Raw genomic sequence first — 26,483 nt, 5'->3', positions numbered from 1 at the left:
TGAATAAGGGGGTTCGGCACCGCGATTAAACGGGGATTAAACGGGTGCCAAACGGGTATTTAATGAAAGAGAAATCACGCAAACGGGCTGCGGGAACAGCGTGCCCCACAGCCCAAAGGCTTGATTAACGGCCGAATTTTTCGCGCCACTCGGCTTTGATCTCATTCTGGCGACCAGCGGATTCTACAAAATCCACAGGGGCCAGCACCGTCGAAATATCACTTGGCAATCCGGCTTTCACGGCTGTGTCAGACGGCTTTGCCCCCGCCACAGTCACCAACGCCTTATACTGGCTGAACAGCTCGATCGCCTCGGCAGACATGGTCCAGTCGAGGAATTTTTTCGACTCTTCCTGCTGATCACTGCTGGCCAGAATACCGGATGCTTCCAGCTCATAGCCCACGCCCTCGGATGGGAACACCATGGCCAGCGGGTAGCCTTCTTCGATGGATTGCATGGCCGTGAACGCCAGCGAAATACCCACCGTATATTCACCCGTGCGCGCCGATTTACACGGTTTTGACCCCGAAGACGTATATTGCGCCATGTTCGGATCAACCGCTTCCAACTGTTTCCAGCCAGCCTCTAGTCCCAAACCTTGCAAAACCGCATTCACGTGCAAATAACCGGTGCCGGATTCATTTGGATCGGGCATCAGGATTTCGCCTTTGAATTCAGGCGCTGCCAGATCGGCCCAACTGGTGGGCATGGTCAAACCCTTGTCTTCCAGCCGCGCTGTGTTCACACAGAACGCGCCCATATAGCCGATTTGCGCAAACCAGCGATCCTCTGCATCGCGGAATTGCGGGGCCAGCGCCTCGGTCCCTGCAATTTTCACGGGTGCCATCAATTCCAGAACCTGCGGGTCCATCATCGCCGTCACAGCCCAGCCCCAGATCACATCCGCCTGCGGATTGCCTGCTTCCGCCAGCAACCGCGCGCCCAGCTTGCCCGTAGACAGGCGCAGCACGTCGATTTCAAAGTCGGGCATCGCCGCTTTGGCCGCATCCAGATAGATCGCAACCTCTTCTTCTTCTAGTGCCGTATAAACCGTCAAAGACTCTGCATAAGCCGCAGAGGCGGCACAAACCGCCATTACCGAAGCCGTTAATTTCATCATTACATTTTTCATTTTGTTGTTCCCTGTTCGCAAGTTTCGCAGCGCAATCGCAGGGTAATTCCCGCCAAAGCCACGTTTCCCTTCGACTCGAATCACGTAAAGATTTGAGTACATTTATGGTTTAGTGTGTTTTTGTGGTTTTTTGTATAAATAATTTTGAAACCACAATCCCGCCCCCCATTTCAGGACAAATTTGGGCAGAGCTTCAAAACAAGGACTAAAAAAAGGGCAGAACCCAAACCAAATTCCCGACTGGATATAACGGGGCAGACTGTTTACGGTTTTTCAACCTTGGCCAAAATCGGATACGCCGATCCAGAACGACCAAGCCATAATTGGTAAAACAGAATTACTTGGCAAAACCACGCTTCATCCGCAGGGCGGATTGGGATCAGCCACACATCAATGCAAGAGGAAGCTTTGAACATGACAGACCATAAAAAACCGATGCGCGCGCGGATTGAAAACATGCGAAACATGACACCCGCCGAGCGGCGCGCAGCCGTTTGCGCAGCGGCCCATCTGGATCAAGCCGACAATGCCACCCTTGCAGGCGCCGATATTCTGCCGCTGGATGTGGCCAACGGCATGATCGAAAACGTGATCGGCAAATTCGAACTGCCCATGGGCGTGGCGACCAATTTTGTGGTCAACGGCAAAGATTATCTGGTGCCCATGGTGGTCGAAGAACCCTCTGTCGTCGCGGCGGCATCTTATATGGCAAAGCTGGTGGCGCAAAACGGGGGGTTCACGGCCCACGCCGAACAACCGATCATGCGCGCCCAGATCCAGATTCTGCATCTGTCCGACCCGTTTGGCGCCAAACAACGGCTGCTGGAACAGCGAAACGCCTTGATCGAAAAGGCCAATTCCCGTGACAAAGTGCTGATCGGCCTTGGCGGCGGCTGCAAAGACATAGAGGTTCATATCTTTGAACAAAGCCCCATCGGCCCGATGGCGGTGCTGCATCTTTTGGTGGATGTGCGCGACGCCATGGGGGCGAATACGGTGAATACGATGGCCGAAATGCTGGCGCCGGATGTGGAACGGATCACAGGGGGCACAGTACGGTTGCGGATTTTATCCAACCTTGCCGATCTGCGCATTGTGCGTGCAAAAGCCGAACTTGATCCAGCCACGCTTGACACAAAAACCCTGAAAGGCCGCGATGTGTGCAAAGGCATCGTCGAGGCCTGTGCCCTGGCGATCATTGACCCCTACCGCGCCGCGACCCACAACAAAGGCATCATGAACGGCATTGATCCCGTGGTTCTGGCCACCGGCAACGACTGGCGCGCGATCGAGGCTGGCGCCCATGCCTATGCGGCGCGTAACGGTCGGTACACATCACTGACCCGCTGGGAAATTTCCACCACGGGCAATTTGGTCGGCACCATCGAATTGCCCATGTCCTTGGGTCTTGTGGGCGGGGCCACCAAAACCCATCCAGCAGCACAGGCCGCGCTGCGGATGCTAAACGTCGAAAGTTCAGGCGAGCTGGCCGAAATCACCGCAGCCGTTGGCTTGGCCCAGAACATGGCCGCCCTGCGCGCCCTGTCAACCGAGGGAATCCAGCGCGGCCACATGACCCTGCACGCCCGCAATATCGCCATCACAGCAGGGGCAAGCGGCCCCGACATTGACCGCATCGCCAAAGCCCTAGCCGACAGCGGTGATGTCAGCGTCGATAACGCTAAAACCTTAATTTCAGGTAAAAAATAAACCACTTTAGCGGCCCCGTAGACCACAGCAGCAGCCGACTATTAGGTGCCCTGCGGCAAAACCAACCGCCGCAGGGCGCGCACGGCACTGTCAGGGGTGGTGAAAATCGGGCCCTCCACATGGGGCATCAAAGCGGTCGCAGCGCGGGCAAGGCTGAACTGACCAAGCACAATCGCATCTTGGGGTCCCAGATTTTTACAAGCTTCCAAAACCAAAGCATCATGCCCCGCCCCGTCGCCCGCTTTCAGCGCCCGAAGCGCCCCGTCGGCAAGGATCGGAGTGATGGAAATGCTTTGCCCCCGCGCCGCCGCCATCTGTTCCAACTCATGGGTCAGGGCGGGCAGGGACGGCGGATAGGTCACCACCAAAGCGATCCGCGACCCAGCCTCTAGCGCCTCGGCAAAGGCGGCTTCATTGGGGCGCAACACAGGGATCGACAGGTCTGCTTTCACCCCGTCAATGGCAGGGCCAAAGGCCGAACAGGTGAATAAAACCGCGCGGGTATCCCCCTGCCCCGTGCCTGTGCCTGCATCTGCCCCTGTACCTGTGGCCGCATAGCGCCCCAGCGTCAAAAACCGCTGCTTCATCGCATCGTCCAGCCGCCCCGCCGCCAGCAAATCCGCTGACAAAGACGCATCCAACAAATCAGCGCCCCGCGCTTCGGGCCAAAGACGGGCGAAGGCATCGCGGATCGGTGCCACCGATTCTTCCAGCGCATGGATCAGGGCAATTCGGGGGGCAAAATTTTCAGACATAAGGCGCATCCTTTCGGGCCTGCAAAGCGGCAATCAAAGCGGTGTCGCGGGTGGCTTCCAACTCACAGATACTGCGCCCCGCTGCTGCGCGGGTTACACCGGCCACCAGTTCGGCCTGCACGTCTGCACTTAGCGACGGGTTTCCCAAAGCCGCCCACCGCCGTTCCTGACTGGGGCCAAGATGGGCTAGATAGCCTGCCATACCACCATCCCCGCCGCCTAGATGATAGGACATATGCGCCCCCAAAACCGACCAGCGCAGCCCCGGCCCGTTGACCAGCGCAGCGTCAATCGCTTCCACATCGGCAATACCGTCCTGCACCATAAACACCGCCTCGCGCCACAAAGCCGAGGCAAGGCGGTTGGCAATATGCCCCGTGGCGTCTTTGTTCAGGCGCACCGGAACCCGCTCAGCGGCCCGATAAATCTGCTCAGCCCGCGAAATGCGAACCGGATCAGTGCCAAAGATTTCGACCAAAGGCACCAGATGGGGCGGGTTGAACGGATGGGCCGTGATCAGCCGCGACGGGTCTTGTAATCCGGGGCTTAAATCCGACCATGTCAAAGCCGATGTGGACGAAGCCAGCACCGCTTCCCCGTTCATCAACGGCTCAACCTCGGCATATAACTGATGTTTTAGCGCGGCATTTTCGGGGGCGTTTTCCTGTATCAAATCTGCGCCGCGTACCGCATCTGCCAAGCTGTCACACAGGGTCAATCGGCCCGGCAGCCCCACATCAGGCGCCACTTGCCCCATTTGTGCCGCAGGCCCAGCCATCCGCGCCGCGACCTCGGCCAATGCCTCTGGCTTTGGGTCCCAGATGCGAATATTCGCGCCATGATGCTGAAACAGCGCCGCCCAGCTTGCCCCGATGAGCCCCGCCCCCAGAATCGCGATCTCGTATTTTTCGGCGGTTTGCGGCATGGCACTCTCGTATTTTTGCGATCGCAGTTTTTGTAATCTTGATCAAGATTGAAAGTAAACGGATTCTTCGGGCCATGATGGAACAAAACAAAATTTATTAAAGCATCCCGCAAAAATCTATGCCATCTACAAAATGCAAAATTCCGCGATCACAAAATACTCCCCGAGACATCACCATGACGCCCCAATCCCCCAGCCTGCCGCACGCCCCCCTGTCCGAGGCCCAAGCCTTCCTTGACGCCTATCCAGAGGTGCAGGCCATCGACATTGTGCTCAGCGATCTTCATGGGGTCGGGCGGGGCAAGATTATCCGCCGCCATGAACTGCAAAGCCTGTTCACATCCGGGCGCGGCATGCCCGCCTCGCTTTTTGCACAGGATGTTTCGGGCCATGACGTCGAAGGCGCAATCGCAACCATGCAGGACGGCGGCGGCGACAGTATTTGCTGGCCGATACCAAACACACTGGGATTTCAAACCGCCACAGGGCGCGGGATGGTTTTGCTACAGCTTGAAGATGCGCAGGGCACCCCCTGCCCGCTGGATCCGCGCACCGCACTGATGCAACAGATCAACCGCGCCACCGCATTGGGCCTGACCCCGATGGGCGCGCTGGAACTGGAATTTTATCTGGTGGACAAAGAGCGAGACGCCGATGGCCGCCCCCAGCCGGCCCGCGCCCCGATGACAGGGCGGCGGCTGTCAGGCACAAACTGTATGTCCGTGGATGAACTGGACGAAATGGCCCCGTTTTTCGATGCGGTCTATGACGGTGCCGCGGCGCTGGATTTGCCGATGGAAAGCCTGATTTCCGAATATGCCGTCGGCCAGTTCGAACTGACCCTGCGCTACCGCACGCTGGCGCAAGCGGCGGATGACATCGTGCGCTCCAAACGGCTGTTGCGCACCACCGCGCGGCGGTTCGGGATGGAGGCCTGTTTCATGTCCAAGCCCTTTTCCCAAAGCGCGGGATCGGGGATGCACCTGCATCTGTCGTTAAACGATCCTTCAGGCGTCAATGTGTTTGGCGACACTGAAACGGGGGAAACCGCGCAAACCATGCTGCACGCCATCGGCGGTATTCGCAAAACCATGGCCGATTCCATGCTGGCGCTCGCCCCTGTGTTAAACAGTTGGCGGCGCTTTGCGGGCACGGTCTATTCCCCCGCCACAAACACTTGGGGCACCGAAGATCGCAACGTCGCCCTGCGCATTCCCAACGGCAGCGCAAAATCCCGCCATTTTGAACATCGTGTGGCGGGCGTGGACACCAACCCCTACCTTGTGGCGGCAATCGTTCTGGGCGCAGCACTCGACGGCATAGAAAACGCCACAGACCCCGGCCCGCAAGGTGCAGACACCCCGTCAAACCACCCCGCAATGCCAGAGGGCTGGCTGGATGCCATTGACCGGTTCGAAGCCTCGGACGCGATGAAATCCTTACTGGGTGCACCCCTGCACCAAATCTTTTGCGCCGTTAAACGTGGCGAATACACCGCCTTGGCCGTAGAAGTAACGGAACTGGAATGGCAACTTTACGGGACAACCCTATGATCAAACGGCGCGAATTCCGCCGAAAAAGGGCGCTGACGTGACGCAACCCCCGTTGATTGGCCTTGGCCCCATCCAAACCCAACCCCTGCACGAAGTCGTGTACGAACGGTTGCGCCATGCCTTGATGTCCGGCCAGATTGCACCCGGGCGTAAACTGACCTCGCGCAAACTGGCCAAGGAACTGGGCACCAGCGATATGCCCGTGCGCTCTGCCCTGCTGCGGCTACAGGCGCTTCAGGCGCTGCACCAACTGGACAACGGTTCAATGATCCTTCCCGCCATGACCCGAGAGCGGTTTTCCGACCTGATGACAACACGGCTGATCTGCGAGCCGACCGCCGCGCGCCGCGCCGCATCCCGCATGACCCCCGCCGCATTGCTGAACCTGCGCCAGGTGGCACTAGCGCTGACAAGTGCTGCACAGGATCAGGACATCGACGCCTATCTGTTGCACAATCACGACTTTAAATTCGGCCTCTATGCCGCCTGCGGTTCACCGTCACTCTTGTTCCTGATTGAAACGTTATGGCTGCAAGTCGGCCCCTTTCTGCGCCAGTTCAGCGGGCAGTTCGACAATGATCTCAGGGGTATTTTGGAACTGGATTACCACGACGAAATCGTCGAGCGCCTGAATGGCAAAGACAGCAACGGCGTGGCCGAATTGCTGGAACGCGACATCCGCGACGGTTATAGCTTCTTGATGGAACACGGCCAGTTTGAATAGCTAAGGGTGCTAAACCCACCCCGCTCACGCCTCAATCGCAACTTCCCAATAAGACCCTTCCTTTCGGTCGATATGCAGGCGCAAAATTTCCAAAGCCGCCGCCGCATCGCCCTTTGCAACCGCTTCGGTCATGGCAATATGTTCGTGATAGGATTTGGTCATATGGTCTGGATGACGGCCTAAACGGTTGCGCAAAGCGGCCATTTTTTGGGAAATGGTCTGATAGGCCTCATCCAGAAACCTATTGCCCGAGCTGTTAAAAAACTGCTGGTGAAACTCCGTGTCCAGCGCCAGATAGGCAGACACCTCGCCCGCCGCGCGCACTTTGGTCATTTTATCGACGCAAGCAGACAGCGCCGCATGCAGCCCTTTGGGGTTTTCGCGCAAGGCAAACCCCAAAGCCGCCGTTTCCAGACAGACCCGCGCATCACACAGCTTGGCCAGTTCATCCGCTTCAAAGTTGAACACATAGGTGCCGCGCTGGGGCTCAACGATCACCATGCCCTCCATTTCCAACCGGTTAATCGCCTCGCGCACAGGTGTACGGCTGACTTCCAGTTGTTTGGCAACTCGGGCTTCGGACAAGTGACTGCCAAGATCCAATTCCCCCGAAATGATCCACTCCCGCAGGGTTTCTGTCACCAATTCGGTTAATGATTTTGGCCTGTTAAACGATTTCATAAGACTCTCCTCATCCCCGTCATACCCCCATCCAAGCTGGCATACAATGTGTCACTTTACAACTAGCATACTGTATGCCAGTATTCACTGGAATCAGGTCTGAGCGTTCTGGGAGGAGCATTCATGAAGAAGGTCGAACACATCATCGTCGCGGTGAATCACGCCGTGGTGGCAGGCTTGCTGGCGATCACCTTTGCCATTGTGTTTATGAATGTGGTGGGGCGCTACGGTTTTGGAATTTCTTTTTCCTGGGTCGAGGAAGCCGCCCGTCACCTGATGATCCTTGCGTCCTTCTGCGGCGCAGGTCTGGCCCTGCGCGAAGGGCGGCTTGTGACCATCGGCATCGTATCCGACATGCTGCCAGAGCGGTTTTCCGTGATGCTTCGCTGGGCCGTCGTGCTGGTGATGTTCGCCTTTATGGTCGTGATGTGCTGGCTTGGCGTGCAATTTGTGCAGTTCGGCTGGAATAAGGAAACCATGGCCACCGGCATCCCCCGCGGCATTCCCTATATGTCGATCCCCATCGGCTGCGGCCTGTTCCTGATCCAACTGTGCTTTTTCGCCAAAAGGTTCGTCGCCCGCGACTTTGAATATGACGCAGGCACCCCCCCAACAGGCGAGGCGTCCTGATCATGGCAAAAACTCTGATAATCCTGTTTTTCGCCACCCTGATCCTCAGCGTGCCTGTGGCCTTTACCATGGGCATCGCCGGAATGGTGGCGATCTATGTGGATGGCACGTTGAACCCGTTGATTGCCGTGCAACGGATGTTTGCAGGCATTGACAGCTTTCCCCTGATGGCCGTGCCGTTCTTTATTCTGTGTTCCGAACTGATGACCGCCTGCGGGCTGACCAAGGCCCTGTTGCGCTTTGCAAACGCACTGGTCGGGCACCTGCGCGGCGGGCTCGGACATGTGAATATTCTGGTCTCTATGTTGTTTGCAGGGATCAGCGGCTCGGCCTTGGCAGATGCGGCGGGGCCCTCGGCAATCGTGATGCGGATGATGCGCGAAGCAGGCTACGAAAAGAATTACGCAGGCGCTTTATCTGCTGCAACGGCCACAATCGGGCCGATTATCCCACCTTCGATCCTTGCGGTGATCTTTGCCATTTCCACCAAAGGCGTCACCGTTGGCGGGCTGTTTCTGGCAGGCATCCTGCCGGGGATACTGCTGGGGCTGGCGCTGGCCGTTGCCAACCATATTGTGTCCACCAAATACGGCTACCGTGGCAGCGACACCCGCGCCAGTTGGACCGAGCTGCGCAGCGCCAGTCTGGCCGCCCTGCCCGCTTTGGTGATGCCTGCAATCATTCTGGGCGGCATCCTGTTTGGCATCTTCACCCCGACCGAGGCCGGCGCCGTAGCCTCTGCATATGCGCTGCTTCTGGGGGTTGTATTGCGGGCTTTCACCCTGCGCGGGCTGTATGATGCTTTTGCACGGGCCGCAATTGTGACCTCTTCGGTGTTTCTGATCGTGGCCATGGCGTCGATCTTTGCCTGGCTTTTGACCTATCTGCAAATTCCGCAGGAACTGGCCAAATCCATCACCCAGATCACCGATAACAAACTGGCCATCCTGTTCATTCTGGCAGGCTTCGCACTGGTCTGCGGCCTGTTCATAGACACATTGCCCGCGCTGATCATCCTGACGCCAATCCTTGGGCCAATCGCCTATTCCGCAGGCATCGACCCGCTGCAATTCGGCATGATGCTGGTGCTGAACCTGACCATCGGCATGGTCACCCCGCCTGTGGGGCCGGTTCTGTTCGTGATCGCAACCGTGGGACAGCTGCGCATCGAATCCCTGTCCCGCGCCATTTTACCGCTGCTTCTGGCGGAACTTATTGTGCTTCTGTTGGTGATTACCATCCCCGGCATCAGCACTTTCGTACCCAACTTCTTTGGGTTTGCTAACTGACATGTATGGGAGGAACCACATGAAAATCGTATCAAAAGCATTGGCGACCACAGCACTGGTTGCATTGATCGCAGGCGCTAACGGGGCCGCTGCGAAAGATCTGAAATACGCCCACTTTCAAGCCGCCGATCTTAGCGCGCCAAAACATGCCGCGGCACTGGCCTTTGAAAGCTGCCTTGAAGGCAAAACATCCGGCGCTATCGACGTGCAAGTTTTCCCGTCTTCGCAACTGGGCAGCGGCTCTGAGATAATGGAAGGCCTTGAACTGGGCACCGTGCAAATGGCCGTGATCCATGACGGCCCGATTTCAGCCGCCTATAAACCCTTCTCTGTGCTGGCAATGCCCTATCTGTTTGACGATCAGGCTATGGCTTGGTCGGTGATGGACGGCGAATTTGGCAAAGCCATGGCCGATGACATGCTGGCCCAAACCGGCATTCGCATGCTGGGCGTGGCCGATAACGGCGTGCGCAATTTCACCAATAACGTGCGCCCTGTGTCTGAACCAAAAGACATGGAAGGCCTGAAAATGCGGGTCATGACCTCGCCTGTCTGGGTCGCGCTGGTAGAAAGCCTCGGGGCCTCTGCCACACCTGTATCCTGGCCTGAATTACCCGGCGCGTTGCAACAGGGTGTTGTGGATGGTCAGGAAAACGGCGTGACAAATATTGTCGATGCCTCGCTCTATCAGAACCAGAAATACGTGTCGTTGGACGGCCATGTGTTCAGCTGGCACGCCTATCTGGTGTCAGACGCGTTTTACCAAGGTCTGACCGGCGACGAGCAGAAAAGCCTGCTGCAATGCACTGAAATCGCAAAAACAATCCACCGTGGCATGACCGCAGCCCAAGACGCGAACGCAACCGCGATCCTGTCGGAAAAAGGCATGGAGGTGATTCAGGTCAGCCCCGCACAAAAAGCCATGTTCCGCGATGTGGCCCAGCCCGCTGTGCGCGAATTCATCGTCAGCGAAATCGGTGAGGATTGGCCAAACAAACTTGACGCCGCAGTCGCCGCCTACCGCGCGCAATAAACCAAACTCAGGGACCGCATCATGGACAATACCACCCCCAAAACCGTCGCCATTCTGGAACCGGGCTATGCCAGCTATCTGACCGAACGCACCGTTCTGGCAGATCAGGCCGTGACCCTTGTTCCTGTGACGATGGATGCGGATGCGGTCCCTGCTTTGCAGAAACTTGACCCCGTTGCCCTGCTGGTGCGCGAACGGGATGTCACAGCGGCACTCCTTGCTGCCTGCCCGAACCTGAAACTCGTCGTCCGCTACGGTGTGGGCGTCGATAACATTGATCTGGATGCCGCAACCAAACGGAGCATCTACGTGGCCAATGTGCCCGATTATGGCGCTGAAATCGAAGTCAGCGAACACGCCCTTGCGCTGTACCTCGCGGTGCAACGCCGCGTGGTGCTGCGCGATCAACAACTGCGCGCAGGGGGCTGGGGCATCGGTCAGGCCGCCACAATCCCAAGCCGCGAAAACGCCGTTCTCGGCCTGATCGGCTGTGGCCGCATCGGTCTGGAAACCGCCCGCAAATTTCGGGTCTTCGGCTTTGACAAAGTCATGGCTTTTGATCCGTTCCTGAACCCTGACACTGCAAAAGCCGCCAATGTGGACTTGGTTGATCTGGAAACCCTGTGCAAAACCGCCGATGTGATCAACCTGCACGCCCCTTTGACACCCCAAACCCATCACATCGTCGATGCCGCCCATATCGCCTTGATGAAACCCACCACAATTCTGGTGAATGTGGCCCGTGGCGGCCTGCTGGACGAAGCCGCTTTGGCCCAAGCCCTGCATGAAGGTCGCTTGTTCGGCGCGGGCATCGACGTCTTTGAACAAGAACCCGTCGCCCCGGACAATCCACTGTTAACCGCCCCGAACACCACCCTTTCGGATCATACCGCGTGGTATTCCGAACGCTCGGTCAAGGTCTTGCAACAAAACGCCGCCTATGAGGTCCGGCGGGTGTTGCAGGGCAACGCACCGCTGAACTGGGTGAACCCTTGGCCGGGGGCGGACACCCAAAAGCAGCGCCTAGAAAAATCTTCCTAACACACTGAAAAACATAAAGGATAATTCCATGACCCTAGATGAATTAATCGCAGGCTTCCGCGACGTTGCCACCGCCTCTGCTGCGGATGCCGTAGACAAAGTGGCAGGGCGCACCGGCTTTCTGCCCGCGCATTTCAAGCCACGGATCAACGACAAAAAGATCGTCGGCCCCGCCGTCACCGTACTCGAAGGCCCCACCGAAGAGTTCGTCCCCCCGCAACACGCCCTTGATGCCATCGACGAGGCCGAAGCAGGCTCCGTCATCGTGATTTCCACCAATGGCACCACCGATGTGGCGCTTTGGGGCGGGCTGATGACAGCAGGCGCCATCGCCAACAAACACGAAGCCGCCGTATTGGACGGGGGCCTGCGCGATCTGGTTGAAATCAAACGGGATTTCGACTTTCAGGTGTTTTCCCGCTGCGTGTCACCGGGCACAACCTTGGGGCGGATCAAGACCCTTGCCGCCAATGTAGAAGTCGCCATGGGCGATGTGATTGTGCGCCCGGGTGACATCATCATGGGCGATGTGGACGGGCTGGTCTGCATCCCGCGCGACCACGCCGAAGAGATCTTGGTGATGGCCCGCGAAATCGACCAGCGCGAAGCCGAACAAGCCAGCCTGATCATCGCCAGCGGCTCGCTGCGCGAAGGTCTGGCAAAATACGGGCGCATCTAAAGCCAACCCAACCGGCCGCGCCATAAGGTGCGGCCGACCCCAATGCCGACCATCAAGAAAGACATACAATGACCCCCGAAATTCTGTGCTTTGGCGAACCTTTGTTGGAATTCAACCAGCAACCAGATGGCAACTACCTGCCCGGACACGGGGGCGATACGTCCAATTGCGCAATTGCGGCGGCCCGCCAAGGGGCGCGGGTCGGTTATCTGACCCATGTGGGCGCGGACCCGTTTGGCACCTCTTTTATGGATTTATGGCAGGCCGAGGGCGTGGATACCTCTTGCGTCAAACAGGTCAGCGACGCGCCAACGGGGATATATTTTGTCACCCACGGCGCGGATGGTCATGAATTCAGTTACTTTCGCGCAGGATCAGCCGCCAGCCGGATCACCCCAGAAGACCTGCCAACCAGCGCCCTGAAAACCGCAAAAATCCTGCATGTTTCAGGGATCAGTCAGGCCATTTCCGACAGCGCAGCGGACGCTGTATTTGCGGCGATTGATTGCGTGAAACAGGCAGGCGGACAGGTGTCTTTTGACACCAACCTACGCCTGAAACTCTGGCCGCTGGATCGTGCGCGCGCCACCATTCACGCCGCCATGGCGCGCTGTGACATTGCCCTTCCCGGCCTTGACGATGCCGCCCATCTGACGGGCTTGAATGATCCGGACGCCATCGCCGATTTCTACCTCACACTTGGCGCGGGGGTGGTTGCCCTGACACTCGGATCAGAAGGCACCTTGGTCGCGACCCCAAACGATCGCCGCCGGATCAAAGGCCGACAGGTCAAAGCCGTTGATGCCACCGCCGCAGGCGACACATTTGACGGCGCGTTTCTGGCGCGGATTGTGGCAGGGGACTCCCCGTTTGACGCCGCCCGCTACGCCAATGCCGCCGCCGCCCTGTCTACCCAAGGATACGGCGCAGTCGCCCCGATGCCACATTCAGATGCAGTTCACGCATTCCTACAAACCGGAGACTAAGACATGAAACACGCTGTTATTATTGGCGGAACCCGCGGGATCGGCGCAGGCATTGCCCAGACCCTGCACGCCAAAGGCTGGCGCCTGACCGTCACAGGCGTGACTCAGGCCGAGGTGGACGCCTTTGCCCCGCACAACCCCGATATCACCTGCGCGGTTCTGGACGTGCGCGACACCGCAGCCGTGAACGGCTTTTTCGCCCAAATCCCCCGGCTCGACGGTTTGGTCAATTGCGCAGGCATCCTAATGCGCGGCGCGGAATACGATATTGAAACCTTTGAAAAGGTCATCGACATCAACCTGACAGGCAGTATGCGCACCAGCCTCGCGGCCCAGCCCTTGTTAAAAGCCTCAAAGGGGGCAATTGTGAACACGGCCTCTATGCTCAGCTATTTTGGCGGGCCTTTGGTGCCGGCCTATTCCGCATCTAAAGGCGGCGTGGCGCAACTGACCAAGGCACTGGCAGGCAAATGGGCCGCAGACGGCATCCGCGTCAACGCTGTGGCACCAGGCTGGATTGAAACGGAAATGACCGATGATCTGCGCGCCGATGCCACCCGAAACGGCCCGATTCTGGCACGCACCCCGCTTGATCGCTGGGGCAAACCAACCGAGGTGGGCGCGCTGGCGGCGTGGCTGCTTTCGGATGACGCATCTTTCGTCACTGGCAGTGTTTACCCTGTCGATGGCGGCTATTCAGCAATGTAAGGACGACCAAAATGACAAAAGAAACATCTGACGACCGTTTGATGCCCTATCAACTGCCCTTCCCCGCCGATGCGCAAGAAGAGATCGTGATCCCCGACGCCATTGCGCTGGATGAACGGGTCTGGGTGCCACAAGCTGAAAACGTCTGGTTTCGCCCGCTGTGCCTCAACCGCTCGCAGGGTTACTGGATGAACCTACTGCGGGTGCGCAAATCCGGCGTGCTGTCGCGCCACCGCCATCCCCAACCCGTGCACGGCTATGTTCTGAAAGGCCGCTGGCATTATCTGGAACACGACTGGGAGGCCCGCGAAGGCGGCTATGTTTATGAACCTCCGGGCGAAACCCACACCCTTGTTGTACCTGATGATGTGGACGAAATGATCACCCATTTTCAGGTCAACGGCGTGATGTTATATGTGGACCCTTATGGCGCAATTCAGGGCTATGAAGACGTGTTCACCAAAATCGACATGTGCCGCAAACACTATGCCGAGGTGGGATTGGGCGCGGATTTCACCGATCAGTTCATCCGCTAGACATCCCTAAAAACAGCAGCGCGCCTGACCTTTGGTGCGCTGTTAAATCGGTTCACTGCTGCGCGACGATTTCAAGCGTGATTGGCATCCCCGCAAGCGCGTCCTTCACCCGTGCCAAATGGGTCGAGGGCACCGCCACGCGGGTTTCCAATGTCTCGCTGATACTGATCCCCAAGGCATCACTCCCAACCCCGAGATCCAACACCGCCTTGGTAATCGCCCAATCCATCGCAATGCGGCGCAACGCGGGTTTGAAAATTTTGCCCACAGGGGTCACCGGCATCACATCTATCAGGCCAATGCGTTTGGGCAGGGCAACGGGGTCCTCCAGCCTGCCCCGCAGAAAGGCGATCAGCGCCTCTCCAGTCACCTCCCCGTCACCCGTACCACCCCCGCGCAGGGTCACAAATGCTACGGGCAATTCCCCCGCATAAGCATCAGGCATCCCGATAGCGGCGGCATTTTCCACCTGATCATGGGCCAGCAAAGCATCCTCAATCATCTGCGGGTCGATGTTATGGGCACCGCGAATGATCACGTCTTTCTTGCGCCCCGTCACAAACAAATGCCCCTGCGCGTCCATCCGCCCCAGATCGCCACTGACCAACCAGCCCCCCGCCAAAAACGTCCCCGCATCGCGCGCGGGATCAGTGTAGCCCGGTGAAACATTCGGCCCCCGCAACGCGATAAGTCCGGTTTGATCCGGCCCCAACCGTTTGGAAGGATCCGCTTCACCGTCAGTTTCCCCCAAAATCGCCAGCTCGCAAAACGGCAGGCGCACCCCGCAAGACATCGGCAAACGCGGCGCGTGGACAGGTTCAACCGATATGGTCCCCGAGGTTTCCGTCATCCCGAAAATATTGCGCACCCCCTTGCCGGTTCTGCGTTCGGCCAGTGCCGCCAGTTCAGGCGGCAAGGGCGAACCACCAGTCAAAAGCCAGCGCAGCGACGAAATATCCCCGTCGATTTTGATACCAGTCAACGTGGCAAGGATCGTCGGCACCACCCCGATCACAGTGACCTTATGGCGTTCGACCTGTTGCCAGATCCCCTGCATAAACGGCTGGTTTCGCATCCCCAAACGACCCGGCATGATCGTCGTCCCACCCGCAGAAATCGTAGCCAACCCATAGACAAAAGCCCCCGCCACATGAAACAGCGGAAAGCCGTTCACCACCACATCACCACGCCCCAAATCATGCATCAAGGCACAGGACCGCCCCACATGAGACTCGTTTCGCCGCGTGTGTTGCACCAACTTGGGCGCGCCCGTTGTCCCGCCTGTGTGGTAAAGCGCGGCCAATGTGTCCGCGTCCCCGTCTGGCGTGATCTCTGGGCCTTGGGCATGATCGCGCAGCAGGTCTTCGAACACACCGTTCCCCGCAGACACATCCGCCCCCGGCTCCACATCACAAGCCAAAACCGGCAGATCAATTCCCTCGGCGCGCAGTGCAGGGATCAGGTCTGTCCAATAGTCGATTTCAGGATTGGGCCCCGTCACAACCAGAACCGACCCATGGGCGGCGCGGATCAGTGCGGCGATATGGGCGGGGTTTAACATCGGGTTGATCGGGCAGGCATGCCCCACCCCCTGCGCGCCCCACAGCGCGGTTTGCGCGGATGCAGAATGCTGCGCCAACAAGATTACGCCGCGCCCCGCCACCACGCCAAATGCCTGAAACACCCGCGCGGCAGCCATCACCTGCGCCGCGAAATCCCCATAGGTCAGCACCACGTCTTTGGGCGGATCAGCCACATCCGCCAGATAGCGGATCGCCACCCCCTCTGGATGGGCCTGCGCTGTGCTGTGCAAAATTTCCCACGGGCTTTGATCGGGATAAACGGCATCATAGCCCTGCTGTTCCAAGGCCTCTACATCGGCAAGCGTGCGCAGCTTCATGGGGTGGTCTCCTCTTCGCCAGTCACCTTTGGGCGGGTGGGCCGCTAGATTGGCGCTGAAAACCGTCCGCGCGGGGCATTCTATGTCCATCGCCCCCTTTATACGAGCGGGTCATACTGGCAGGGAAAAGCGGCCTTCCGTGACACTGATGGATATCAAACAATTCTTCGGACGCAAGAAAAACTTGGGGGGTATGCCACAGCGCCGCCCCCGTTCACCCGTGGTTCGCCATACCAACCCCTTTCAGAGCTGCCTCTTGAAAGGCCTCGCTGACAGTGGGATGGGCGTGGATGGTTGCGGCCACATCTTCAAGACGCAGGCCCGCCTCAATCCCCAAGGCAAAACCGGATACCAACTCAGAAACCCCCGGCCCTGTGGCCTGAACGCCAAGGATCACATGGTCCTTGTCACGGGCAATAATCCGCACAAACCCCTCGGCGTCATCCAGCGTCAACGCCCGACCATTGGCCCGAAAGGGAAACTCGGTGCTGACAGTTTTTGTTTCTGGCGGAACCTCGGCGGGCAGCAGGCCAACGCTGACGATTTCAGGATCGGTGAAACACACCGCAGGCACACAGATCCGGTCCCAAGCGTCAGGGATACCCGCCACCACATGGGCCACCACCTCGGCTTGTGCCATGGCGCGGTGGGCCAGCATCAGACCGGGCGTCACATCGCCGATGGCATAAACCCCCCGCATGGATGTCTGGCAGCGGTCGTCCACTTCGATCAACGAACCGGATTGGCGCAACTGTAATTCTTCCAGCCCCAGCCCGTCCGTTTGTGGCACCCGCCCGACCGTGACCAACACGTTGTCAAAGGCCAGCGTTTCGCGCCCATCCTCTGTTTCCAGCGTCAAATCACCCGCGCCGTCATCCCAGCCCGTCACCCGCGCGCCCAGTTTCAACGCAATACCAAGCCCGTCCAACCTGCGCCGCACAGGCCGCGTGAGCTTGTCATCGAATTGCGGCAGGATGGTCTGCCCCGCCTCGATCATAGTGACCTGACAGCCCAGTTTGGCAAAGGCCGTCCCCAGTTCCAGCCCGATATACCCCGCACCAATCACACCCAACCGCTTTGGCAAATCTTCCAGCGCCAGTGCGGCGGTTGAATCCAGAACCTTGCCCCCCAACGCCAGCCCACCCAGTTCTACAGGGCGCGATCCCGTGGCGATCACAATGTTTTCCGCACGGATCACCGTTGTGCCGGTTTCCCCTGTAACCTCGACCGTTTTGCCATCGCGAAACCGGGCCCAGCCCTTCAGACTTTTGACGCCACTGCGTTCCAAAAGGCCGGTGACACCCGCACATAACTGCGTCACCACCCCGTTGCGCCACGCGCTTGCCTCGGCCCAGTTCAGGCGCGGCTCTGACACATAAACCCCGTGCCCGTCGCCCCGCGCCTGCCGCTGTGCGCCGTGAAACGCCTGCGCCGTGTGGATCAGCGCCTTTGACGGAATGCACCCCACATTCAGACAAGTTCCCCCCACGCGGTTGCCTTCAACCAAAATGGTATCCACCCCCAAACGCGCCGCCCGAGACGCACAGACATAGCCCCCCGGACCGCCGCCGATCACCAGTAATTTGCACGTCAGATCAGTCATTGCCCAACTCCATAAACATCATTGCAGGGGTCTCTAGTAGGGTCTTCAGCTTTTGCACAAACTCGGCAGCGACCCAGCCATCCACCACGCGATGATCAAAACTGCACGACAGGTTCATCATGCGGCGTGGCACAAAAGTATTGCCGTTCCACACGGGGCGCACGGCGATTTTATTGACGCCGACAATGGCCACCTCGGGGGCGTTGATAATCGGGGTCGTCGCAATCGCCCCCAAAGGCCCAAGCGAGGTCACGGTGATCGTCGATCCAGACAGTTCATCCGGTAAAACACGGCGATTGCGCGCCGCTTGCGACAGACGCTTGATGCCAGCGGCCACCTCCCACAGGGTCAGCGCCTCGGTGTGGCGCAAAACCGGCACCATCAGCCCGCTGTCGGTTTGCGTCGCCACCCCGCAATGCACCCCGTGGTGCCGCGTGATCGTGCCCGCCGCATCGTCATAATGGGCGTTGATTTCAGGGTGATCCACCACCGCTTCACACAGAGCGCGCAGTAAAAGCGGCAACAACGTCAGCCGCCCACGGGTTTCGCCAAAGCGGGCATTCAGCTTGGCACGCAGGTCTTCCAACGCCTCGACCTCAACCTCTTCGATGATGGAAAAATGCGGGATCTCCCGCTTGGCCAAGGCCATCCGCTCTGCAATTTTCCGCCGCACCCCCGTGACGCGGATATCCTCAACCCCCAAGCGCGGCCCCTTGCCGCTCATGGATGGCGCCGCTCCCCCGTGGGCTACAAAAGACTCCAGATCTTCGTGCAAAATCCGCCCCGCAGGGCCAGTGCCCCGCACCTGCCGCAGGTCCACACCCAGCCCGATCGCCCGCCCCCGAACCGAGGGTGCAGCCAGCGGCCGCCCCGTCGCCCCGCGCGCTTGCAAAGGCGAAGACACTGGCACAGCCTGCGCTGGCTTTTTCACCGCCGCGGCAGGGGAAGCAGGCTTTGGCTCTGGCGGCGTTTCAACTGCAACTTTTGACTCTTTTGCCGCCTGCTCGGACGGCGCAGGCGTTGCATCAGGTGCTGCGATGGTAGGTGCGGCGGTAGCTGTGGCGGTTTCATCCGTTTCAATGCGGATCAAATCACTGCCAATGGCCATCACCGCGCCCTGCTCTGCGCCAAGCCAGACCACTTTGCCACTGACAGCCGCCGGAATTTCCACCGTGGCCTTATCGGTTGTCACCTCGCAAATGGCATCATCCTCGCGGATTATATCGCCCAGTTTGACCAGCCAAACCGCTATTTCTGCTTCTGCAATGCCTTCACCAATATCGGGCAGTCTGAATGTATGTTCCGTCATCGCCTAAGCCTCCAACACAGATTGAATGGCCCGTTTGACCCGCGCTGGACCGGGAAAATAATCCCACTCCTGCGCGTGGGGATAAGGCGTGTCCCAGCCCGCAACCCGCATCACTGGCGCTTCAAGACTGTAAAAACACTCCGCCTGAATAAGCGCGGCAATTTCCGCGCCATACCCGGACGTCAACGTCGCTTCGTGCAACACAATACACCGTCCGGTCTTTTTAACCGAGGCCGCCAGCGTTTCCAGATCCAGCGGCAAAAGCGTGCGCAGGTCGATCACTTCCACATCCGCGCCGCTGTCTTCAACCGCCGCCAAAGCCACATGAACCATGGTGCCATAGGTGATCAGCGTCACCGCATCCCCTGCGCGCACCACATTGGCCTTGCCCAAAGGCACTTCGTAATACCCCGCCGCAACCTCGCCCAGTTCATGTTTACTCCATGATTTTGACGGGCGGTCGAAATACCCGTCAAACGGACCGTTATACAGGCGCTTGGGTTCCAGAAATACCACAGGATCAGGGTCTGCAATCGCAGCCAGCAACAGACCCTTGGCGTCCTGCGGATTGGAGGGAACAACCGTTTTCAGACCCGCCACATGGGTGAACAAGGCTTCGGGGCTCTGGCTGTGCGTTTGCGCCCCGAAAATACCACCCCCCGTAGGCATACGCACCACCATCGGGCAGGTAAATTCCCCAGCCGAGCGATACCGCAACCGCGCGGCCTCGGATACCAACTGGTCGTAGCCGGGGTACATATAATCGGCAAATTGTATTTCCACACAAGGCTTTAGCCCATAGGCCGCCATGCCAACCGCTGTACCGATAATCCCCAATTCGCTGATCGGCGTATCAAAACACCGCTGCACCCCAAAGCGTTTTTGCAAGCCCGCCGTGCAGCGGAACACACCGCCGAAATAGCCCACATCCTCGCCCATAACCACCACATCAGGGTCGGCTTCCATAGCCACAGCATGGGCGTCGCGGATCGCCTCGATCATTGTCATACGTGGCATTTCAATACCCCACTTCATGGCGTTGGCGCAGCAGATGGGGCGGCATTTCCGCATAAACATCTTCAAACATATCGCGCGGACTGGGATGTTTGCCCGAATGCAGCGTGCCGATGGACTCGGCCTGTTTCTGGGCTGCTATCACCTCGGCCAGAATCTCTGCCTCGGCTTGCACATGACGCTCTTCGGACCACAGACCCTTGTAGATCAAATGGGCCTTTAACCGCAGAATCGGATCGCCCAAAGGCCAGGCCGACCCTTCTTCTTTCGGGCGATAGGCCGCCGGATCATCCGATGTCGAATGCCCCCCCGCGCGGTAGGTCACATATTCAACCAGCGTCGGGCCAAGGTCGCGCCGCGCCCGTTCCACGGCCCACTGCGCCGCCGCATGAACCGCCAGATAATCATTCCCGTCCACCCGCAAGGCAGGCAGGCCAAAGCCGTGGGCCCGCGCCGCAAACGTGCCAGCACCGCCCCGCGCAATGCCCTGAAACGTGGAAATTGCCCATTGGTTGTTCACAATATTCAGGATCACCGGCGACTTATAGGTTGACGCAAAAACCAACGCCCCGTGAAAGTCGCTTTCCGCCGTTGATCCATCGCCAATCCACGCCGCTGACAACTTGCGATCCCCTTTGATCGCCGCCGCCATCGCCCAACCCACAGCCTGCACATATTGCGTTGCCAAATTCCCCGAGATCGAAAAAAACCCGTGCTCTTTAGAGCTGTAAAACACCGGCAACTGACGCCCCTTCACTGGATCATCGTCGTTGGAATAGACCTGACACATCATCTTGACCATCGGATACCCCGAGGCGATCAACAGCCCCGCCTGCCGATAGGTCGGGAAATTCATATCCCCCTTGCGCAGCGCCTTTTGAAACGCACAAGCCACCGCCTCTTCGCCCAGATGCTGCATGTAAAAAGAGGTTTTCCCCTGCCGCTGCGCCGTCAACATCCGCGCATCATAGGCCCGCAACGTCATCATATGGCGCAGGCCCTCTAACAGTGCGTCATCCGTCAATGTATCCGCCCAAGGCCCCACTGCCGCGCCTTCCCGATTGAGCACGCGAATGATCGAAAACGCCAGATCCCGCATGTCCTCGGGGTTGTCACCGGGATCAGGACGGCGCACCGCACCAGCGTCAGGAATATCCACATCGGAAAAATCCGGGTCATCGCCGGGGCGCAGCGCAGGTTCAGGCACATGAAGGCGGGGATCGCATTCTTCAAACATCGACATAATCCTTTGTCAGGTCTAAATGCAGACCAATTCTATGGGTAAAATTATCCAGCTTTTGCGGATTGTTTTCCTCCAGTGCGAAGGTCAGAACAAAGCTGGCATTATCCGCCCGTTCAAACTGCAACTGGCTGAAATTCATGTTCATACGCCGCGCGGTATCCATAACCTTTGCGGCGGCATCCAATGGGTCCAAACACCTGTATCTGCCATGCATTTATCACTCCTCCTGCGGATAGAATAATCCAAGCGTCGCAAAATTATCTTTTGATTATTCTTGTGGTAAAAGATTTTGTGAAATATTCATCTGACTTGGACGAAATTTGCAAAAGAATACCCTGACAATGGCCAGCGACAGAATTGACGAAATCGACCACCGAATCCTGCGCGCCCTGACTCGTGACGGGCGGATTTCGAACACACAGCTGGCCCAGCAGGTCGGCCTGTCCCCAAGCCCCTGCTGGCAACGGGTGCGCCGGCTGGAACAACAGGGCATCATCAGCGAATACCGGGCCATTCTGGATCAAACCAAATTAGGCGCGGCTGAAATTGTTCTGATCGAAGTTGTGCTGGATCGTCACGACGATGAAGCCCTGGAAATCTTTGGCCGCGACATGCAAAAAATGCCCGAGGTGCTGGAAGTCCACCTGACCACAGGCGAGTATGACTACCTGATCAAAGTGGCCGTCGACGGCACCCGTGGCTACGAAGAGTTTCTGCGAAAAAAACTGTACCGCGTGCCCGGAATACGGCACTCTCGGTCCAGTTTTGTGCTGCGAAGTTTGAAAAACGTGCAGGCTTATTTGCCAGAGGATTGACCCGCAGCGAAACGGCCATTTCCCTAAGGGTATTCACGTTCAGGCGGGCCTGATGCAGGGGCCCTCAGAGTGGGCATTTTTTCAGGGCGGCCAGTATCAAGGCTGAATTGACCCCTGTTTAACGGTTCCAGCGCAAACTTTTTTTCTGAACAGACAATCAGAATTTCCACCTTGAGCCAGCAAGGCACACAGGGCATGAAAAACGCCTTACGTGTCAGACCCCGACAAAAGACAGGATAACAAATGACCGACTGGAAAGCCCGCGCGGCAGCGCTTTATGACGGCAGTTTTCGCCCGATGTTTATTGACGGCGCATGGTGCAAAGGACGTTCCGGCAAGGTCATAGAGGCGCGCAATCCCGCCAATGGTGATTTGCTTGCCACGGTTCCGCAGGGCGATGCAGTTGACATGGACGCCGCCGTTGCCGCTGCACGCAAGGCATTCTTGGGACCGTGGTCCAAGTTCACACCCTTTGAACGGCAAGCGCTGTTGCTGCGTATTGCAGAAGCGTTCGAACAAAACTGGGAAGACCTATGCCTGTCAGATACGCTGGATATGGGGATGCCGATCCAGCGGACCCTTGGCAACAGCCGCAGGGTTCTGGGGATGCTGCGGTTTTATGCAGGTCAGGCGGTTACAATTCACGGTCAAACGATTCAAAATTCGTTTCCCGGTGAAATCTATTCATCCACGGTTCGTGAACCCATCGGGGTTGTCGGTGCTATTATTCCGTGGAATGCGCCGATAGCGGGATCAATCTGGAAAATCGCGCCTGCCATCGCAACAGGGTGTACGGTGGTTTTGAAACCGTCAGAAGAAGCGTCATTAACTGTGCTGATGATTGCAAAGATCATGCAAGAGGCAGGTTTACCAGACGGGGTCTTGAATGTGGTCACCGGTTTGGGCACCGAAGCAGGCGCTGCATTGGCCCAACATCCCGGTGTTGATAAAATCGTCTTTACCGGCTCCACCGCAACAGGTCAGGCAATCGCACGTGCTGCGACGGGTAATCTAAAGCATGTTTCCCTTGAACTGGGCGGAAAATCCCCTGTGATCGTTTGCCGTGATGCTGATATTGATCAGGCTGTACCAGTGGCGGCCATGTCGGTTTTTGCCAACTCGGGGCAGATTTGTATCGCTGGCTCCCGCCTGTTTGTCGCCCGCGAAATTCACGATGAATTTATGCGCCGTGTGGCGGACTATGCTTCCAACCTAAAGATAGGTCAGGGCATTGAAACGGATACCGATATAGGCCCGATCATTTCAGCACGCCAGGCCGACCGGATCGCGGGGTATCTTGCAGCAGGACCAAATGAAGGCGCCAAAGTTCTGGCAGGGGGTAACCGTGCTGATAGCCCCGCGTTGCAGGGCGGGCACTATATACAGCCTACCGTTTTTGGCGATGTAACCGATGACATGTCCATTGCCCGCGAAGAAATCTTCGGGCCCGTCATTTCTGCCCTGCCATTTGACACCCTTGATGAAGTTGTGGAACGCGCGAATGCTACGCCTTACGGTCTGGCTGCGGGCATCTTTTCTACCCACCTTGGCACAGCCCATAAGCTGGCCCATCGGATCAAGGCCGGGTCGGTCTGGGTAAACATGTACCACGCCATCGACCCCGTGGTGCCCTTTGGCGGGGTTAAAATGTCAGGTTACGGGCGCGAAGGCGGAATCGAACATATGCAGGAATATCTGGACACCAAAGCAATCTGGATCAACACAGATTGAATTCAAAGGCGGCTATAGCTGTTTAAAGGCTTTGACGCAGTTCTGTTCGGATCAGTTCTATAAGCTGTTCCGAATAGTTATGTTGCACATATCCACGCGCCGTGATGATGCCAACGGCGCGTTCAGCATCGGTATCTTCTAAGGGTATCACCCGAAAATCTGCCTTGGGCAACATCGGGATGGCAATATAAGGCACCACAGCCACCCCCAAACCCGCCGCGGCAAGCGCCACTGCGGTATAAGCATATTGCACTTCGTATTGAACATTCAGGGCAATATCCGATTCTGCAACGATCCGGTCGATCAACCCGCGCGCGGCTGTTTGTGTATCCAGCAGGATCAGGGGGAATTGCGCAATGTCGGCCAATGCAAGTGTTGTCGCACCATCATCATATTCCGCAGGCATACATACAGCGAACCGGTCCTGAAGGATCGGCTCAAAATGGAATTCGGACATATTTGGCACTTCGGGCCCGATATAAAGTTCGACAGTCTGTTCTTGCAGCATCGCCAATGCGCCCGTGGGCGGGGTTTCTTTTACATCAACAACCGAGCGGGGATAGCGCAGCTTGAATGTTGCCAGAATATTGCCCAGTCGGGTTGCTGATAACGTGGGCGCACAGCCGATGCTGACGTGGCTGCGCCGATGTGCCGCCGCCTCTGACAGGCGATCAAGCGCATCCTGCACATCTGCCATTGCATTACTGACCTGTTCGAAAAGCATGCTGCCAATCGGGGTCAGGTTTGCAGACTGGGGTGTACGCCGGAACAAGCTGACGCCAACCTGTTCTTCCAGATCACGTATTTGCATGGATATAGCTGACGGCGACCGGTTGCTTTCTTCTGCGGCCCGTCGAAAGCTGCCATGTTCTGCCGCAAGCAGAAAAGTCTGCAACAGCTTCAGATTTACGTTATGCGCGCTCATGATCTTCCTGACTTTCCGCCTGACACCCCGAAGTTCAGATAAGGAACCTGCGCAACCTTTGCCCGTTAGTGGACAGCGGCGAACATGATCTTATCTTCAGAGGCATCGGACAAGCTCATTTCTTCAACGATCCGCCCGCGCTTGGCAACAAGAATACGATCAGAAACGGACATGATTTCGGGCAGATAAGAGGATATCACCACCACAGCAAGCCCCTGATCCGCAAGATCCTGTATCAGCTGGTGAATTTCTACGATAGCACCGACATCCACGCCCCGCGTTGGTTCGTCAAAAATAATCAGCTTGGGTTCTTGTATCAAAGATTTCGCAATCACCACTTTTTGCTGATTACCCCCGGACAGTTCGATCATACGCGCTTTGTCCGAAATAGACTTAAGGTGCAGCTTTTCGCCCCATTCCTTTGCAAGTTCAGCAGCCCGCCCGATGGAAACAGGCGTGACCGGATTGCTGCCTTTGGACAGCTCACTTAGCAAAAGGTTTTGGCCAACGGTCATGGTTTCATAAAAACCGTCGTGTTTACGATCCTCGGTGACATAAACGATGCCATCGCGCATTGCAGGGCGCGGCACACGGTAGCGCACGGGTTTGCCGTTCAAACGTATTTCCCCACCATGCATAAAATCGCGCTTCATTACACCTGACACGATCTTGGCCATTTCGGTACGTCCAGCGCCCACAAGACCAAATATTCCAGTAACCTGCCCGCCAAATGCTGAAAAAGAAGAATTGCGCACCATCCCTGCACAAGACAGGTTTTCAACGCTTAAAACTTTTTCCCCATAGGGGCGCGGCGTACGCTTAACCGAGCCGTGCAATGTTTCGGTCAGGTTGCGCCCGACCATTGCCTGAACCAAAGTTTCACGGGTGAAATCACGGGCAGGACCAGATGCTACCAACTCTCCGTCACGTAAAACAGTGATCCGGTCGGATACGTCCAAGGCTTCTTCCAATGCGTGGCTGATGAAAATAATCGCCACACCTTGCGCCTTTAGGCGGTCAATCAGATTAAAGAAATGGCGTTTTTCTTCGGGGGTCAGGGTTGCTGTTGGTTCGTCGAAAATGATGACGCGAGCCTTGTGGTGCACCGCACGTGCGATTTCCACCATTTGTTTTTGTGCCGCGCCCAGCGTTGAAACCTGTGCTGTCGGATCTACCTGAAATCCCATACCTACAAGGAATTGCCGGGCGTCAATGTAAAGCCCGCGCAAGCGGTTGAACATTTTTTCATCACCCAGAAAAATATTCTGCGCTACAGTCATCGCAGGGACCAGATTTGTTTCCTGAAACACCATTGCCACGCCGTTGCCCAAGGCCTCGGCTGGCGAATTGAAATTCATCTCAGCACCATCAAACAACATTTTGCCCGCATTCAAGCGATACACGCCAGCCATGACTTTGGTCAGGGTCGACTTACCAGCACCGTTTTCCCCTAACAGCGCATGGGTTTCGCCCTTGCGCAGTGTGAAATTCACATTCTGGAACGCATTCAAGCCGCCAAAGGACTTGGTCGCGTTTTGCATTTCAATAATGTTATCCATGT

Annotated in this window: 25 protein-coding genes; 13 read left to right on the top strand and 12 right to left on the bottom strand. The window is 57.6% G+C overall.

Annotated elements, in window-relative coordinates; all coding sequences use genetic code 11:
• Positions 1–124 precede the first annotated feature (124 nt).
• Entirely contained in the window at positions 125–1,132 is a 1,008-nt protein-coding gene (locus GGE09_RS19765) for an ABC transporter substrate-binding protein (protein ID WP_309747918.1), read from the bottom strand.
• A 414-nt stretch (positions 1,133–1,546) separates the two neighbouring features.
• Here GGE09_RS19765 and GGE09_RS19760 point away from each other — a divergent pair, with 414 nt between their 5' ends.
• On the top strand, positions 1,547–2,842 hold the full coding sequence (locus GGE09_RS19760; protein WP_309747917.1) for a hydroxymethylglutaryl-CoA reductase, degradative: 1,296 nt from the start codon (positions 1,547–1,549) through the stop codon (positions 2,840–2,842).
• A gap of 41 nt (positions 2,843–2,883) precedes the next feature.
• Here the strand turns inward: GGE09_RS19760 and GGE09_RS19755 are convergent, their stop codons facing one another.
• Both GGE09_RS19755 and GGE09_RS19750 read right to left on the bottom strand, forming a co-directional pair.
• On the bottom strand, positions 2,884–3,597 hold the full coding sequence (locus GGE09_RS19755) for an aspartate/glutamate racemase family protein (RefSeq protein ID WP_309747916.1): 714 nt from the start codon (positions 3,595–3,597) through the stop codon (positions 2,884–2,886).
• Positions 3,590–4,522, bottom strand: a complete 933-nt coding sequence (locus tag GGE09_RS19750; RefSeq protein WP_309747915.1) for a 3-hydroxyacyl-CoA dehydrogenase NAD-binding domain-containing protein — start codon at positions 4,520–4,522, stop codon at positions 3,590–3,592. The genes GGE09_RS19755 and GGE09_RS19750 overlap by 8 nt, the downstream gene beginning before the upstream one ends.
• 176 nt (positions 4,523–4,698) lie before the next feature.
• Between GGE09_RS19750 and GGE09_RS19745 the strand changes: the two genes are divergently transcribed.
• Both GGE09_RS19745 and GGE09_RS19740 read left to right on the top strand, forming a co-directional pair.
• Positions 4,699–6,075, top strand: a complete 1,377-nt coding sequence (locus GGE09_RS19745) for a glutamine synthetase family protein (protein WP_309747914.1) — start codon at positions 4,699–4,701, stop codon at positions 6,073–6,075.
• Positions 6,076–6,112: 37 nt separating this feature from the next.
• Positions 6,113–6,799, top strand: a complete 687-nt coding sequence (locus GGE09_RS19740; protein WP_309747913.1) for a GntR family transcriptional regulator — start codon at positions 6,113–6,115, stop codon at positions 6,797–6,799.
• A 24-nt stretch (positions 6,800–6,823) separates the two neighbouring features.
• Here the strand turns inward: GGE09_RS19740 and GGE09_RS19735 are convergent, their stop codons facing one another.
• Positions 6,824–7,480, bottom strand: coding sequence for a GntR family transcriptional regulator (locus GGE09_RS19735; RefSeq protein WP_309747912.1), 657 nt, complete (start codon positions 7,478–7,480; stop codon positions 6,824–6,826).
• A 123-nt stretch (positions 7,481–7,603) separates the two neighbouring features.
• On the opposite strand from GGE09_RS19735, the gene GGE09_RS19730 reads away from it, so the two are divergent.
• The 8 genes from GGE09_RS19730 to GGE09_RS19695 all read left to right on the top strand — a co-directional run bounded on the left by GGE09_RS19730 (position 7,604) and on the right by GGE09_RS19695 (position 14,382).
• The gene (locus GGE09_RS19730; protein WP_309747911.1) at positions 7,604–8,110 is read left to right on the top strand and encodes a TRAP transporter small permease; all 507 of its coding nucleotides are present in this window, start codon (positions 7,604–7,606) and stop codon (positions 8,108–8,110) included.
• Between the two features lie 2 nt (positions 8,111–8,112).
• Complete coding sequence (locus GGE09_RS19725) at positions 8,113–9,399, top strand: TRAP transporter large permease (RefSeq protein ID WP_309747910.1); 1,287 nt, start codon at positions 8,113–8,115, stop codon at positions 9,397–9,399.
• A gap of 19 nt (positions 9,400–9,418) precedes the next feature.
• Positions 9,419–10,432, top strand: coding sequence for a DctP family TRAP transporter solute-binding subunit (locus GGE09_RS19720; RefSeq protein WP_309747909.1), 1,014 nt, complete (start codon positions 9,419–9,421; stop codon positions 10,430–10,432).
• Between the two features lie 21 nt (positions 10,433–10,453).
• Positions 10,454–11,473, top strand: a complete 1,020-nt coding sequence (locus tag GGE09_RS19715; protein ID WP_309747908.1) for a C-terminal binding protein — start codon at positions 10,454–10,456, stop codon at positions 11,471–11,473.
• A 28-nt stretch (positions 11,474–11,501) separates the two neighbouring features.
• Positions 11,502–12,152 carry an RraA family protein gene (locus tag GGE09_RS19710; RefSeq protein WP_309747907.1) on the top strand — a complete coding sequence of 217 codons (651 nt, stop codon included), beginning with the start codon at positions 11,502–11,504 and terminating at the stop codon, positions 12,150–12,152.
• A 68-nt stretch (positions 12,153–12,220) separates the two neighbouring features.
• Positions 12,221–13,138 (top strand): sugar kinase, encoded by a 918-nt coding sequence (locus GGE09_RS19705; RefSeq protein WP_309747906.1) that lies wholly within the window; start codon positions 12,221–12,223, stop codon positions 13,136–13,138.
• Between the two features lie 3 nt (positions 13,139–13,141).
• Complete coding sequence (locus GGE09_RS19700; RefSeq protein WP_309747905.1) at positions 13,142–13,846, top strand: SDR family oxidoreductase; 705 nt, start codon at positions 13,142–13,144, stop codon at positions 13,844–13,846.
• An 11-nt stretch (positions 13,847–13,857) separates the two neighbouring features.
• The gene (locus GGE09_RS19695) at positions 13,858–14,382 is read left to right on the top strand and encodes a 2,4'-dihydroxyacetophenone dioxygenase family protein (protein WP_309747904.1); all 525 of its coding nucleotides are present in this window, start codon (positions 13,858–13,860) and stop codon (positions 14,380–14,382) included.
• 52 nt (positions 14,383–14,434) lie between these two features.
• Here the strand turns inward: GGE09_RS19695 and GGE09_RS19690 are convergent, their stop codons facing one another.
• From GGE09_RS19690 to GGE09_RS19665, 6 genes are all read right to left on the bottom strand, one after another.
• Positions 14,435–16,282: an AMP-binding protein gene (locus tag GGE09_RS19690; RefSeq protein WP_309747903.1), complete on the bottom strand. Its 1,848-nt coding sequence runs from the start codon at positions 16,280–16,282 to the stop codon at positions 14,435–14,437.
• A gap of 214 nt (positions 16,283–16,496) precedes the next feature.
• Positions 16,497–17,885: a dihydrolipoyl dehydrogenase gene (gene lpdA, locus GGE09_RS19685; RefSeq protein ID WP_309747902.1), complete on the bottom strand. Its 1,389-nt coding sequence runs from the start codon at positions 17,883–17,885 to the stop codon at positions 16,497–16,499.
• Positions 17,878–19,194 (bottom strand): dihydrolipoamide acetyltransferase family protein, encoded by a 1,317-nt coding sequence (locus tag GGE09_RS19680; RefSeq protein WP_309747901.1) that lies wholly within the window; start codon positions 19,192–19,194, stop codon positions 17,878–17,880. Before GGE09_RS19680 ends, lpdA begins: the two co-directional genes overlap by 8 nt.
• Positions 19,195–19,197: 3 nt before the next feature.
• On the bottom strand, positions 19,198–20,211 hold the full coding sequence (locus GGE09_RS19675) for an alpha-ketoacid dehydrogenase subunit beta (protein ID WP_309747900.1): 1,014 nt from the start codon (positions 20,209–20,211) through the stop codon (positions 19,198–19,200).
• 1 nt (position 20,212) lies between these two features.
• On the bottom strand, positions 20,213–21,445 hold the full coding sequence (locus GGE09_RS19670; RefSeq protein ID WP_309747899.1) for a thiamine pyrophosphate-dependent enzyme: 1,233 nt from the start codon (positions 21,443–21,445) through the stop codon (positions 20,213–20,215).
• Positions 21,438–21,665: a hypothetical protein gene (locus GGE09_RS19665; RefSeq protein ID WP_309747898.1), complete on the bottom strand. Its 228-nt coding sequence runs from the start codon at positions 21,663–21,665 to the stop codon at positions 21,438–21,440. The genes GGE09_RS19670 and GGE09_RS19665 overlap by 8 nt, the downstream gene beginning before the upstream one ends.
• A 127-nt stretch (positions 21,666–21,792) precedes the next feature.
• Here GGE09_RS19665 and GGE09_RS19660 point away from each other — a divergent pair, with 127 nt between their 5' ends.
• Complete coding sequence (locus GGE09_RS19660; RefSeq protein ID WP_309747897.1) at positions 21,793–22,266, top strand: Lrp/AsnC family transcriptional regulator; 474 nt, start codon at positions 21,793–21,795, stop codon at positions 22,264–22,266.
• Between the two features lie 243 nt (positions 22,267–22,509).
• Complete coding sequence (locus GGE09_RS19655) at positions 22,510–23,997, top strand: aldehyde dehydrogenase family protein (RefSeq protein ID WP_309747896.1); 1,488 nt, start codon at positions 22,510–22,512, stop codon at positions 23,995–23,997.
• 22 nt (positions 23,998–24,019) lie between these two features.
• Here the strand turns inward: GGE09_RS19655 and GGE09_RS19650 are convergent, their stop codons facing one another.
• Complete coding sequence (locus GGE09_RS19650; RefSeq protein WP_309747895.1) at positions 24,020–24,922, bottom strand: LysR family transcriptional regulator; 903 nt, start codon at positions 24,920–24,922, stop codon at positions 24,020–24,022.
• A gap of 65 nt (positions 24,923–24,987) precedes the next feature.
• The gene (locus tag GGE09_RS19645) at positions 24,988–26,481 is read right to left on the bottom strand and encodes a sugar ABC transporter ATP-binding protein (RefSeq protein WP_309747894.1); all 1,494 of its coding nucleotides are present in this window, start codon (positions 26,479–26,481) and stop codon (positions 24,988–24,990) included.
• Positions 26,482–26,483 lie beyond the last annotated feature (2 nt).

It is taken from the genome of Roseobacter sp. N2S (genome assembly GCF_031454055.1).
In the GTDB taxonomy this organism is placed as follows: Bacteria; Pseudomonadota; Alphaproteobacteria; order Rhodobacterales; family Rhodobacteraceae; genus Amylibacter.
This window is presented reverse-complemented; position numbering and strand designations above follow the sequence as displayed.